The sequence below is a fragment of the Acetobacter aceti NBRC 14818 genome (assembly GCF_000193495.2).
Classification (GTDB): domain Bacteria; phylum Pseudomonadota; class Alphaproteobacteria; order Acetobacterales; family Acetobacteraceae; genus Acetobacter; species Acetobacter aceti.
The window spans coordinates 1,214,727-1,227,133 of record NZ_AP023410.1; the positions used below are offsets into that span (position 1 = coordinate 1,214,727).

Sequence of the window (12,407 nt, forward strand, 5' to 3'; positions counted from 1 at the left end):
AAAGCCCTATCGCCCGCTCGGCACGAGACCGTTTGATGGGGAAGTTTCTGAATGGGTTCTGTTACGCGGCGACATTCGCTATCTGAAACAATCAAACAGGAACGGAATGACAGAATGAACAAGGCTCTGATCGCCCTTGCCCTCGGAGCGTTCGCTATCGGCGTGACGGAATTCACCCCCATGGGTCTGCTTCCTGTTCTGGCGCATGGCGTCCACAGCAGCGTGCCGCAGGCGGGTGGACTGATCAGCGCCTATGCCTTCGGCGTTATGGCAGGCGCTCCGGTCATTACCCTCTTCCTCGCTCGGTATCCGCGCAAATATGCGTTGATCGGGCTGATGATCCTCTACACCGTGGGCAATCTGACAGCTGCTGCCAGCCAGACTTACATGGAACTGCTTCTGGCCCGTGTTTTCACCAGCTTTTCGCACGGCGCGTTTTTCGGACTGGGGGCTGTCGAAGCGGCGAGCCTTGTTGATCGTTCCAAACGGGCCAGCGCCGTCGCCAGCATGTTCATGGGTCTGACGATTGCGAATATCCTCGGCGTGCCCGCCGCCACATGGATGGGCGACACGCTGGGCTGGCGTCAGGCGTTCATGGCGATCTCGCTACTTGGTCTGGTCGCGGCAACCGCGCTGTCCCTGTTCCTGCCGCTTGCCGAAGCAGGCCCCCGTCCGAATGCAGCCGCTGAACTGAAGGTGATGGTCCGACCCAACGTGCTGATGGCGCTGGGGCTTACGGTTATCGCCGCCGGTGCGATGTTCGAACTCTACACCTATATCGTTCCAATGCTGGAAACCGTCACCCACGCCGGTCCCACACTGGTGACCACTGCGCTGATGCTGATCGGCGTCGGATTCAGCGTTGGGAATATCGTGGGCGGAAAGGCCGCCGATATCTCACTGACAAAAACGCTGCTCATCTTCTTCCCGATCCTCGGCCTGATCATGCTCGTCTTCCCCATCGCAGCACAAACGCCCGCTGGTGCTCTGATCGGCGTCTTCGTGTGGGGTATCGCCTGCTTCTCGCTCACCCCTGCCCTTCAGATGCGCACGATGCAGGCCGCGCACGAAGCGCCGGGACTGGCGTCTTCCATGAATATCGGCGCTTTCAATCTTGGCAACGCGCTTGGAGCGGCTCTGGGCGGCAGTGTTCTGTCGCTGGGACTGGGGTATTTCATGGTGTCGGCGCTTGGCCTGGGTCTGGCCGCGATTGGTGTTGTTATGGTGCTGTTGTCCAGTCGGGGAAGGCTGTCGCCGGAGGCTGTGTGAAGCTTCCGCAGCAGCCTTAGCCATAAAGAATCTGCAAGTGTCTCCCGTTCATACAGAGGGAGGAGCCAGTTATCTGGAACGTAGAAGCGGCAATTTTGGCGGATCAGCGTTGCATTGGGCCATTGTGTTCTGGTTGCCCCGCAAATACTTCAACATATATTGTCTCAATCGACGGATTGTCGTGGTGTTGTCTTTCTCTTTTCTGACCCGAACACAGCCTTTGTTGTCTCTTCCTGCTTTCAAACAGGCCAACAAACACATAGCGATTATTTTAATGCATGGCGTCTCTTGTCACCATCGCTCGACAACTTATGCTTGTGTCCCATTGTCATGTGAAACCCCTCCCAGAGGAGCATCGGTCCATTGGCCACGCCTCAAGCCGTCGATACCAAACTGACTCAGGCCGCAATTTTTATGGTCGCCACCCTCAACGATGGCGTCTCCGCATCAGCTGCCATCCAGATACGTGACCTGCTCGGTGATCTTTCCTCTCTGGTGCGTGGCGTAGGATTTCGCATCCCTGATGGACGTCTGAGCTGTATCACCGGAATCGGCTCCAACGCTTGGGACTTTCTGTTTGGCGCTCCACGTCCGAAGAATCTGCATCCGTTTCAGGAGATCCATGGAGTGCACGTCGCTCCCTCGACACCCGGCGATTTCCTTTTCCATATTCGCGCAACCCGCATGGATCTCTGCTTCGAACTGGCCAGCGTGATTGTCTCGCGTCTGGAAGGCGTGGCGACGATTACCGATGAGGTGCATGGGTTCAAGTATTTCGACGAGCGTGATCTGCTCGGTTTTGTCGATGGCACGGAAAATCCCTCCGGTCAGGCGGCACTCGACGCAACGCTCATCGGTGATGAAGATCCTGCCTTTGCTGGCGGCAGCTATGTCATTGTTCAGAAATATCTGCATGACATGAAAAAATGGAACGCAATGCCGACCGAGACGCAGGAAGACGTCATTGGCCGCAAGAAGTTGTCCGATATTGAACTCGCCGACAGCGCCAAGAAAAGCTACGCCCACAATGTGCTGACGAACATTGAAGAAAACGGGCAGCAGCTTCAGATTCTTCGTGACAACATGCCATTCGGCAAACCCGGTCAGGGCGAGTTCGGCACCTACTTCATCGGCTATTCCCGCTCTCCGGCACGAACGGAGCAGATGTTGCAGAACATGTTCGTGGGAAAGCCGCCCGGCAACTACGACCGGCTTCTCGATGTCAGCACAGCTGTCACCGGAACGCTGTTCTTCATCCCGACATCCGATTTTCTGGATGGCGCTCCTGACCTTGCGCCGCCCGACAGCGCACCCGCAACACCAGAGAAGCAGCCAGACCAGACCGACACCTCCCTGAGCATCGGCTCATTGAAAGAGGACCATTGATATGAACAATCTTCATCGCCATCTCGCTCCCATTTCCGGTGCTGCCTGGAAGGAAATTGAAGAGGAAGCCTCGCGCACCCTTCGACGCCACCTTGCGGGACGGCGCGTAGTCGATACGTCCGAGCCGCATGGTGAGGCGTTCGCCGGTGTCGGGACAGGTCGCTTCAGCACGATCGAAACACCGGATGCGGGTATTCGCGCCGTGAAGCGCGAAGTGCTGCCTCTCGTGGAACTGCGGGTTCCCTTCACCCTGTCGCGCGAAGAGATCGACGCCGTGGACCGTGGTTCGCTGGATTCAGACTGGCAGCCGGTAAAGGACGCCGCGAAGAGAATCGCCTACGCGGAAGATCGCGCCATCTTCGACGGTTATACGGCAGCGGGCATCGAAGGTATCCGCAAAGGCACTTCCAACGCCCATCTGAAGCTGCCTTCTTCCGCCAAGGACTATTCTTACGTCATTACCGAAGCGCTCGATGCCCTGCGTCTTGCAGGCGTAAACGGCCCCTATTCGATCGTTCTGGGTGCGCAGGCATGGCTAGCCGTGAACGGCGGCGATGATGAGGGCTATCCGGTCCGCAAGCACATCGAAAGCCTGATCGACGGAAAGCTCATCTGGGCTCCGGCCATCGAGGGCGCGTTTGTTGTCTCCATGCGTGGCGGTGATCTGGCACTGGATATCGGTCAGGATTTCTCGATCGGCTATCTGAGCCACACGGCGGAGACGGTCGAGCTCTATCTGCAGGAAAGCTTCGTTTTCCGTGTTCTGACCAGCGAAGCGACGGTCGCCATTGATGCGGCATCACAGCCGGTCGCTTGAACGTCGAAACCATTGGTCAGCCATGCCTTTTAATGTTTTGCAATGATCCGGAAATGATGTGAAACCTTCTGGAGCAAGTCATGCAGTTCTGCATGATCTCAGAAAAGGACACATCATGGCACACGACCGCGTACCCCACGCTTCCAGTTCGCTTCACGATCTGGCTCGCAAAGCGACACACTCCCCGAAGCTTCTGACGAAAGAAGAAGTTATTCTTCTTGCCGAGCATGTGCTGAAAGGTGGAGAGCACGCCACCGAGCAGGAGAAGGAAATCGCGAAAAAGGCGACCCATAATCCGGAAGGCATGGAAGCCAGCGAACTGGCTCTGCTTGGCAAAAAGACGCTTGACGTCAAATAAAGCAGTTTTCTGATTTCAGAACAGACAGGGGTGTATTTCTCATGAGAGACGCGCTCCTGTCTGTTTTGGTATTTGAATCCTGTGGTGATTTGCACGAAATTTTTTCATTGAAAACCATGCGAATAATGTCTTTCCTGAAATAGCCAATACCTTTGAAACATGAGGTCCAGGGCAGAGGAAAACATGCGCCTTCAGTCATCATGGGACCCACATCTACCGGACGGCAATACTTCTCCGGCGGAACGGCTTGCGGAAGCGATGGGTGCCGACATCCTTTCCGGAAAACTCAAGGTGGATGACCGCCTTCCCGCCCATCGGGATCTGGCGTGGCGGCTTGGCATCGGCATCGGCTCTGTCTCACGCGCCTATGCCATTCTTGAGCGTCGCGGACTGGTACGTAGCGTGCATGGTCGCGGCATGTTCGTCTCTGTCCGGCAGGAAAACTCCGGAACCAGATTTGACCTCGCCACGAACATGCCGCCACCGATGTTCAGCAACAGGGCATTGTCCAGCACTCTCAACAAACTGGCGAAACAGGTCGATCCGGATCTGTTCAATGTCTATCCACCGATCGCCGGGCATCCCGAACATCGCCGCATCATGGCGCACTGGCTTGCAGAACTGGGCGTGGAGGTCGTACCGGAAAACCTGCTTCTGACGGCAGGTGCGCAGCAGGCGCTCACTGTAGCTCTGAACGTAGTCCGGTCACATGTCACATACGCTGTGACGGAGGAGCAGACCTATCCCGGCATGCTTGGCGCCATGCGACAGAATCATCTGCCCGTTCATGCTGCCCGAATGGATGAGGAAGGAATACTTCCTGCCGCACTCGACAAGATTCTCCATAAAAATCGAAAAGAGCGCGCCGTCCTCTATCTCACGCCCACCATGCACAACCCGACCACAGCGACGATGGAGTTGCAGCGACGACAGGAGATTGTCGGTCTCTGCAGGAAATACGATGCTCTGATCATTGAAGACGGTGTGTATGTCTCCGGGCACAATCCGTCCCGGCCTTCTTTTCTTGAACTCGCGCCGGAACGCACGTTCCATGTCAGCAGTCTTTCCAAGATCCTCAGCCCGGGACTGCGTATCGGAGCACTCATTCCTCCGGCTGGTTACATGGAAGAATGCCTGCCTGCTCTTCTGGCTTCTTCGCTGATGATCGCCCCCCTGTCCTACGCCATGATGGCGCTGTGGATGCAGAACGGCACTGCGGAAAGCGTACGAAACGCCCTTCAGAACGAGGCCATTCGCCGTCAGGAGCTTGTTACCGCCAGCCTGCCTCAGGTCGTGCAGGCGCGTCATCACGCTTTTCATGCGTGGCTGCCCATGCCGCTAAAGCAAGCGGAGCGTGTCATCGCTCTGGCGCGAGACCTTGGTGTCTCCCTTCCCGCCGCAACATCCTTTCAGACGACAGAAGCGCCGCACAGCACTGGAATACGCCTCGCATTCGGGAGTGTATCGTTCCGAAGACTGCCCGAAGCGCTGAGGCTCTTACAGTCAGCCTGTCTCGACACAGAAGGAAAAGTGTCGCGTGACACTATACCGATATACTGAAAGTGTATCCTTCGAGTAGGCTCTTCCCACGCCACCATTCGGAGGGAAGCCCATGCCTGACACTACGCAGCATGTGACGGTCGTTGCATCCTTTCATGTGAAAGAAGAGCATCTCGACGCAATTCTGCCCGTCATGACGGCCTGCATCACGGCATCCCGTCTGGAAGCGACTAATCTTTTCTACACCTGCCGCCGCGATCTGAATGATCCGCTTCATTTCGTATTCATCGAACAGTGGCAAAGCGTGGCAGCGATTCACGAACATGAAAAGCAGCCCCATTTTCTCGCCATGAAGGCCGCGTTTGAGAAAGGCATGGAAGGCAGTCCAATGGTGACCATGCTCGAAGACGTGTCGGCCTTTTCCTGAAGCGGGATGACGCGGATCATGACGCCGCATGTCTATCTTCTCGGCACGGCCGACACGAAATCTGCTGAACTGACCTATCTGCGTTCCGTTCTTGCCAAGAACAGCATCGAAGCCCTAACCGTGGATGTCAGCACCAGCGAGACACCCTGTCCGGCAGACATCCCGGCGCAGGAAGTGGCAGCCCATCATCCGGATGGCGAAGCTGCCGTGTTCTGTGGAGAACGCGGTCAGGCGATCACCGCCATGTCCGTAGCACTGGAACGCTTCCTGCCGGGCCGCTCCGATCTGGCCGGTGTCATCGGCATCGGCGGCTCGGGTGGAACGGCCATCGTCGCACCGGCCATGCAGGCGTTGCCCATCGGGTTGCCGAAGATCCTGATTTCCACGGTCGCTTCCGGCAACATCAAACCCTATGTCGGCGAGTCCGATATCGCGATGGTTTATCCCGTCGTGGATTTGCAGGGGCTGAACCGTATTTCCCGCCCCATTCTCGCCAATGCGGCCAACGCCATGGCGGGCATGGTGCGCCATCCTTTTGTGGCTGCGCCAGAAACCCGTCCCGCAATCGGGATTACGATGTTTGGTGTGACAACGCCTTGTGTCACGGAAGCGGTCCGGGTGCTTGAGCCTGATTTCGAATGTCTGGTTTTCCACGCGACCGGCTCCGGTGGAAACTCAATGGAGCGCCTTGTCGCGCAGGGCGTTCTGCGGGGTGTGCTGGACATCACCACGACCGAGTTCTGTGATTTCGTCGCGGGCGGTATCTTCCCGTGCGACGCCTCCCGTCTCGATGTGATCGCCGAGACCAAGGTGCCGTATGTCGGGAGTTGCGGCGGCCTCGACATGGTCAATTTCGGTGCTGTGGAAACCGTGCCCAAGCGCTATCGTGACCGTGTTTTCGTGCGGCACAATCCGTTCATCACCCTCATGCGCACGACCGTTGATGAGTGCCGTGCAATGGGGCGTCTGATCGGCGAACGCCTCAATCGCTGTGACGGGCCTGTCCGGTTCTTTTACCCGGAGGGCGGGTTTTCACAACTCGACCGCCCGGATCAGCCTTTTTATGATCCGGCAGCGGATATGGCTTTCCGTGATGCTTTGCTTGAAACATTGCAACAGACAGCAGATCGCCGTTTCATCAGCCTGCCGCTCGCCATGAACGATCCTGCCTTTGCTCAGGTCATGGCAGGAGAACTTATCGATCTTTTCAAGGAGAATGACTTCCATGCCCCGGATTGAACGTAGCGCCATCCTGCATCGCCTGCGCGGACTGATCGCCGAACGCAAACCGATCGTCGGCGGCGGAGCCGGCACCGGTCTTTCCGCCAAATGCGAGGCGGCTGGTGGCATCGACCTGATCGTCATCTATAATTCCGGCCGCTACCGCATGGCGGGCCGCGGGTCACTCGCAGGACTTCTGGCCTATGGCAACGCCAACCAGATTGTCATGGACATGGCGCGTGAAGTGCTACCGGTCGTGCCGAACACGCCGGTTCTGGCTGGCGTCAACGGCACCGATCCGTTCGTGGATTTCGATGTATTCCTTGACGATGTGCGTCGCGTCGGTTTTTCCGGCATCCAGAACTTCCCGACGGTAGGTCTGATCGACGGAAACTTCCGCAAGAATCTGGAAGAAACGGGCATGAGCTACAGTCTTGAAGTGGACGTGGTCGCCCGCGCGCACAAGAAAGATCTGCTGACCACGCCTTATGTTTTCGATGTCGAGCAGGCAAAGGACATGGCCCGCGCGGGCGCCGATATTCTTGTAGCCCACATGGGGCTGACAACGGGCGGCAGCATCGGGGCTGAAACGGCCTTCACGCTGGACGATTGCATCAAGCTGATCAACGAGATTTCGGACGCGGCGAAAAGTGTGCGCGATGATGTGATCCTGCTCTGTCATGGCGGGCCTATCGCTATGCCTGCCGATGCGCAGAAAGTGTTGAGCGCATGCCCTGACTGTCACGGCTTCTACGGCGCTTCCAGCATGGAACGCCTGCCGACCGAGACCGCGCTGGTTGAGCAGACCCGTACCTTCAAGGCCATGACACGCTGACGTTTTCTACGGATACGCATCCGTGCAGGAGGTTTCTCTCATGAAGATTTCACGACGCCTCGCTCTCGTCGCTTCTCTGCTGCTTGCCGCAGGTTTTTCGACATTGCCTGCACGGGCGCAGTCCTATCCGGGTTCAGCGCTCCAGACGGTTTATTCGTCCGATCGCATCATGAACGCCGTAACGACCACAGACACAGGGCGTGTGTTCATGTCTTTCCCCTACTGGGGTGGTGGCGGTTCAGGTCCGACTGTAGGCGAACTCCTGCCGGATGGTTCAATGCGGCCTTTTCCGGATGCATCGTGGAACGACTGGGAACATTCGCATGATGCACTGACCAGCTTTGTCCGGGTCAACGCCATCCGTATCGGTCCGGACGGGCTGCTCTGGGTAGTCGACTCTGGTGAAGCGAATGTCGGAGGCAAGCCCAACCCGGCAAATGGCGCGGCCCCGAAACTGGTCGCCTTCGATCCCGCCACCGGACGTCCCGTGCATCTGATCGTGCTCCGTCAGGGGATCACGCGCTTCAGCTATGTTGATGATCTGCGTTTTCATAACAACACGCTAATTCTCACGGATGCCGGTGATCCAGGCCTGATTCTTGTCGATCTGCGTGATGGACATCAGCGCCGCGTTCTGGCGCATCAGCCCTGTGTGACGGACGAACGCCCGATGCGCGCCGAGGGGCAGATCCTGATGACGGGCAACCGTGAAGCCCGGATTCACGCCGATCAACTGGAAGTCTCCCCCGATGGTGAGACACTTTATTTCCAGCCCAGTTCGGGGCCGATGTCGAAAATTGCGACAGCGGATCTGGAGAATAAGACGCTGACGGATGCGCAACTCAATGCGCGCGTAAAGCCATTCTATGACACGCCGACCACAGGTGGAACTGCCATTGATAGGGACGGCAATCTCTATGTGTCGGATGTGGATCATCTGCGTATTCTGAAAATCACACCGGAAGGACAGGGTTCGACCTTTATCGCTGATCCGCGCCTTGTATGGGGGGATGCGTTATGGATCACCGACAAAGGCGCTCTATGGATTCCCGCCATCCAACTCAACCGCACGGCGACGTTCCAGCATGATGGTGTGTCACGTGTGAAACTGCCCGTCAGCATCTACGCCATTGACGCACACCTCAAACCCTCTCGCCGTTACTGAAAGAATCAGGAGAAGATTTCCTATGACACTCGATGTCGCCAGCGCCATTCTTGCACGTCGTGCGACCAAGGTGTTCGATGCCGAACATCGCATGCCGGAAGAGGATCTTGAAACGATCCTCGGGCTGGCCCGTCGGATGCCGACTGCGTTCAATATCCAGAACTGGCGCTTCGTGGTGGTGAAGGATACGGAACTGCGCCATGAAATCCGCAAGGTTGCCTGGGACCAGCCGCAGGTGACCGATGCGTCCGCGTTGCTGATCCTGTGCGCCGACATCAGGGCGTGGGAGAAATCTCCAGCACGTTACTGGGAAAATGCGGAGCCTGACACCCGTGAGATGATGGTCGGTGCGATCGATCAGTATTATCGCGGACGTGAGCAGGTGCAGCGCGATGAAGGCATGCGTTCCTGCGGCATGGCGGCGGGTGCGATCATGCTTCTGGCTCAAAGCATGGGCTACACCACCTGCCCCATGGATGGATTTGACTTTGATGCCGTTGGCAAGCTGATCCATCTACCGGAAGACCATGAGATCGTCATGTTCGTGGCACTCGGCAAGCCTGCGAAAGAGCCTTATCCCACGGGAGGGATCCTGCCTGCGTCTGAAATCATCATCCGGAATACGTTTAGCTGAAGACCAGTTTTCAGTGAGTGCATGGCGCTGTCTGCCATGCGCTCACTGATGGATGCCATCCTCGGCAGCTCTCTTTCTACCGTCTCCGGCCTCTTTCTGTATCTTCTGAACAGCCTCAAGATGCTGTTTATATTCTTCATAGTGCTCAGGGGCTGCGTGCACGAAATGAGGGTCTTCCATATGGGGGACACGGCCATGATGTCCAAAATTGACAAGCCGGGCTTCACCAAGATGAAGTTTGCCCAAAATATCGGCCTTGATGGCGATTACAGCCAGCGATGAACCGACGAATGGGCCGAGAAGATAAACCCACAGTCCACTCCAGTTGCCTGCATACAGGTCCGGTCCAAATGTACGGGCGAAGTTGGCGCTGTTTCCTGAAATCCAGGCAGTCAGCGGATTCATAACAAAAAAGAAGATCCCTCCGATCCAGGGAGTGATCCATTTATGACGGGGATGCGCGGCCAGCCAGTAGAGTGTGGCGATCAGCAGGCCCGTTACCAACGTCTCAGACCCCAAGGCATACCAGATTGAAAGCCCGGTATAGGGTGTCGTCGCTCCATAATGAGTGACAAAGGCATCAATCTTCCACGAAGAAGCCAGATACCCCATGCAGTAAACTACAGTTGTCCCCAGCACGGCACCAATAATCTGGGAAATGATATAACCCAGCGCATCAATCCAGACGATTTTCTTCGACAACAAGAAGGCCAGCGTCACCGATGGATTCAGGTGCGCTCCACTGACCTTTCCGAAAGGCGTCATGGCTGCGGCTGTTCCCGCCAGACCGAAACAGAGACCACAAAGCGCTGCCTGCAACGCAGGGTAGGCGCTCAGCATTTCACCCAGAAAAGTGCCGGGGGCTGAAAGAACGATGACACAGGCCAGGCCGATCACCATCAGCACGGCTGTCGCAACCAGTTCACACATATAAAGCCGCCAATGAAACGGACGCTCCGGATGCGGTTCACCAGCGAGCGGACGGTCATGAAAGTGGATATGGAAGTGCGGCCAATGAATAGGTGGCAATTTCACATGAGGAAGATGGAAGTGTGGCAGGTGAAGATGCGGTAGATGCGCGTGCCAGTCCTTATGCTTCTTTTCGTCCTGTGCCATCTCTTGCTTCATCATTATCAACAATCCCCTGAATACATATTGGGATTTGATATGAAATGTTCAATATAACATTTTTTTGAACAATCCATGTTACATAGTAACAAATATCATTTTCAACAATCACAAATAAAATGAAAAATATATATTCAAATAATTATGTAGTTACGTTACAATAAATATATATGAAATGCATTTTATATTCAAACATTAAAGAGTTTCTTTCCTATCCAATAGAGAAATATTTTCGTTTTGAAGCAAGGTTTCAGAAAAGGCATTTCACGTGAGAACGCGAAGCGGATGACAGGCCGCACCTCTCGGACTGGTGTATTCCCGGAGTTCGAGAGCGTACGTCTGTTCCAAAACCTGTCAGGACCGGTGTTGATGTCGTGGATACACGGAGCAGATTGTGTCCCCGAAACAGGCGAGATTTAACGCTTACCAACAGGCGTCAGGAGCCTTGGCAGCTTCTCAATCTGTGGCGGCATCAACGACCAGCGCCCCCACCTTCTGAATATCTTATCGCAACGCGGGGGTTTGTTTACAAGTGATTGACATTCGCCGGTTAGTTTAATCCCCAAACTTTATCAAAAAGCCTTAAATCAAAGGGTTATTCAGTTGAAACCATTAACACGTCATGCAGGACTCATTGGATGTCTGTTGCTGGCTGCGTGCTCCCACCCTCCGGCGACACTGGACAGGCAGCTCTCCGTTTCGGACATCGAAATTCAGAATGGTGAAGTGGAAAACGCCCTTCCACAGCTGGTTGAACTGAATCAGAGCTACCCCAACAATCCAGCCGTTCTTCTGCGACTTGCCAGAATCCATGAGGCGCTGGGAAGAGAAACGGCGGCCATCGAATTTTACAAGAAAATCATCGCCATCAACCATGATTCCAAAGATGGCTGGATGGGCCTCGTCAAAATATACATGAGACGCAAGCCGGAGACAGCACTGACCATTCTGGAAAACATGGTCAAGCTCTACCCTGACGACCCCCATATCGTCGATGATTATGGTGTGGCTCTGGATCTGAACGGCCATTACACCGAAGCGCAGAACGAGTACAAACGGGCAATCCAGATTGATCCCAGCATGGTCTCGCCGGAAGTCAATCTCGGTCTTTCCATCGGTCTGTCAGGGGATATTTCCAAGGGGCTGGCCATCATCAAGCCTTATGCCGTCACAGGAGACGCAACGCCACGGACACGGGAAAATTATGCTCTCCTCCTCATTGCTGCCGGACGCACGGAGGACGCCAAGACCGTTCTGATCTCCTATCTTCCGCCCGATGCGGCAGCCGCCAAATTCAACAAGCTCTCGGAATTCTGGACGCTCCACGCAGACGACAAAAAGCAACCTTCCTGACGACCATAATGCATTCGAAAATACGCCTTTATTTTACATGATGAATCGCAAGAAAGATTTCTCATAAAGACAATTGGGATAATCGAAGGATCATATCCTTAACAGAAAAGTGATTATACCCTTCTTGCACCACATGCTCCCGCTTCTATCATGACAAACAGAAATGGCTGAACGCACCGGGTAAAATCCTTTGCGTATCAGGCATAACCGCGGGTGCATCAGTTCCTTCTGATAACAAAACCAGATTTTACCACAGATACTTTACTGATCTGTCACGGGCGCGGTCAATCGTCGCCGACAATGCACGAAGTCAC

12 protein-coding genes are annotated in these 12,407 nt (G+C 55.5%); 11 read left to right on the forward strand and 1 reads right to left on the reverse strand.

What is annotated here, in order from left to right:
• The first annotated feature begins 114 nt into the window (after positions 1 to 114).
• From EMQ_RS05460 to EMQ_RS05505, 10 genes are all read left to right on the forward strand, one after another.
• Positions 115 to 1,269 carry an MFS transporter gene (locus EMQ_RS05460; protein ID WP_010668137.1) on the forward strand — a complete coding sequence of 385 codons (1,155 nt, stop codon included), beginning with the start codon at positions 115 to 117 and terminating at the stop codon, positions 1,267 to 1,269.
• A 363-nt stretch (positions 1,270 to 1,632) separates the two neighbouring features.
• Positions 1,633 to 2,655: a Dyp-type peroxidase gene (locus EMQ_RS05465; protein WP_010668136.1), complete on the forward strand. Its 1,023-nt coding sequence runs from the start codon at positions 1,633 to 1,635 to the stop codon at positions 2,653 to 2,655.
• Position 2,656: 1 nt separating this feature from the next.
• Positions 2,657 to 3,472, forward strand: a complete 816-nt coding sequence (locus EMQ_RS05470; RefSeq protein WP_010668135.1) for a family 1 encapsulin nanocompartment shell protein — start codon at positions 2,657 to 2,659, stop codon at positions 3,470 to 3,472.
• A gap of 115 nt (positions 3,473 to 3,587) precedes the next feature.
• Positions 3,588 to 3,830, forward strand: coding sequence for a hypothetical protein (locus EMQ_RS05475; RefSeq protein WP_018308343.1), 243 nt, complete (start codon positions 3,588 to 3,590; stop codon positions 3,828 to 3,830).
• A 183-nt stretch (positions 3,831 to 4,013) separates the two neighbouring features.
• Positions 4,014 to 5,390 carry an aminotransferase-like domain-containing protein gene (locus EMQ_RS05480; protein WP_010666561.1) on the forward strand — a complete coding sequence of 459 codons (1,377 nt, stop codon included), beginning with the start codon at positions 4,014 to 4,016 and terminating at the stop codon, positions 5,388 to 5,390.
• Between the two features lie 52 nt (positions 5,391 to 5,442).
• The gene (locus EMQ_RS05485) at positions 5,443 to 5,757 is read left to right on the forward strand and encodes a putative quinol monooxygenase (protein ID WP_010666562.1); all 315 of its coding nucleotides are present in this window, start codon (positions 5,443 to 5,445) and stop codon (positions 5,755 to 5,757) included.
• 6 nt (positions 5,758 to 5,763) lie between these two features.
• A complete protein-coding gene (locus tag EMQ_RS05490; protein ID WP_010666563.1) occupies positions 5,764 to 6,996 on the forward strand; it encodes a Tm-1-like ATP-binding domain-containing protein in 1,233 nt (410 codons plus the stop codon).
• Positions 6,983 to 7,813 (forward strand): phosphoenolpyruvate hydrolase family protein, encoded by an 831-nt coding sequence (locus tag EMQ_RS05495; protein WP_010666564.1) that lies wholly within the window; start codon positions 6,983 to 6,985, stop codon positions 7,811 to 7,813. Before EMQ_RS05490 ends, EMQ_RS05495 begins: the two co-directional genes overlap by 14 nt.
• Before the next feature lie 40 nt (positions 7,814 to 7,853).
• On the forward strand, positions 7,854 to 8,978 hold the full coding sequence (locus tag EMQ_RS05500) for an L-dopachrome tautomerase-related protein (protein ID WP_010666565.1): 1,125 nt from the start codon (positions 7,854 to 7,856) through the stop codon (positions 8,976 to 8,978).
• 22 nt (positions 8,979 to 9,000) lie between these two features.
• Positions 9,001 to 9,612, forward strand: coding sequence for a nitroreductase family protein (locus tag EMQ_RS05505; RefSeq protein ID WP_010666566.1), 612 nt, complete (start codon positions 9,001 to 9,003; stop codon positions 9,610 to 9,612).
• A 42-nt stretch (positions 9,613 to 9,654) separates the two neighbouring features.
• On the opposite strand, the gene EMQ_RS05510 is transcribed toward EMQ_RS05505, so the two are convergent.
• Positions 9,655 to 10,647: an MIP/aquaporin family protein gene (locus tag EMQ_RS05510; protein WP_081617526.1), complete on the reverse strand. Its 993-nt coding sequence runs from the start codon at positions 10,645 to 10,647 to the stop codon at positions 9,655 to 9,657.
• A gap of 738 nt (positions 10,648 to 11,385) precedes the next feature.
• Here EMQ_RS05510 and EMQ_RS05515 point away from each other — a divergent pair.
• Positions 11,386 to 12,093: a tetratricopeptide repeat protein gene (locus EMQ_RS05515; protein ID WP_018308341.1), complete on the forward strand. Its 708-nt coding sequence runs from the start codon at positions 11,386 to 11,388 to the stop codon at positions 12,091 to 12,093.
• Positions 12,094 to 12,407: the final 314 nt, after the last annotated feature.

Excerpts from the sequence above, each read along its gene's own strand:
- EMQ_RS05460 (WP_010668137.1), top strand. The coding sequence starts at position 115 with ATGAACAAGGCTCTGATCGCCCTTGCCCTCGGAGCGTTCGCTATCGGC.
- EMQ_RS05470 (WP_010668135.1), top strand. The coding sequence starts at position 2,657 with ATGAACAATCTTCATCGCCATCTCGCTCCCATTTCCGGTGCTGCCTGG.
- EMQ_RS05475 (WP_018308343.1), top strand. The coding sequence starts at position 3,588 with ATGGCACACGACCGCGTACCCCACGCTTCCAGTTCGCTTCACGATCTG.
- EMQ_RS05480 (WP_010666561.1), top strand. The coding sequence starts at position 4,014 with ATGCGCCTTCAGTCATCATGGGACCCACATCTACCGGACGGCAATACT.
- EMQ_RS05485 (WP_010666562.1), top strand. The coding sequence starts at position 5,443 with ATGCCTGACACTACGCAGCATGTGACGGTCGTTGCATCCTTTCATGTG.
- EMQ_RS05490 (WP_010666563.1), top strand. The coding sequence starts at position 5,764 with ATGACGCGGATCATGACGCCGCATGTCTATCTTCTCGGCACGGCCGAC.
- EMQ_RS05495 (WP_010666564.1), top strand. The coding sequence starts at position 6,983 with ATGCCCCGGATTGAACGTAGCGCCATCCTGCATCGCCTGCGCGGACTG.
- EMQ_RS05500 (WP_010666565.1), top strand. The coding sequence starts at position 7,854 with ATGAAGATTTCACGACGCCTCGCTCTCGTCGCTTCTCTGCTGCTTGCC.
- EMQ_RS05505 (WP_010666566.1), top strand. The coding sequence starts at position 9,001 with ATGACACTCGATGTCGCCAGCGCCATTCTTGCACGTCGTGCGACCAAG.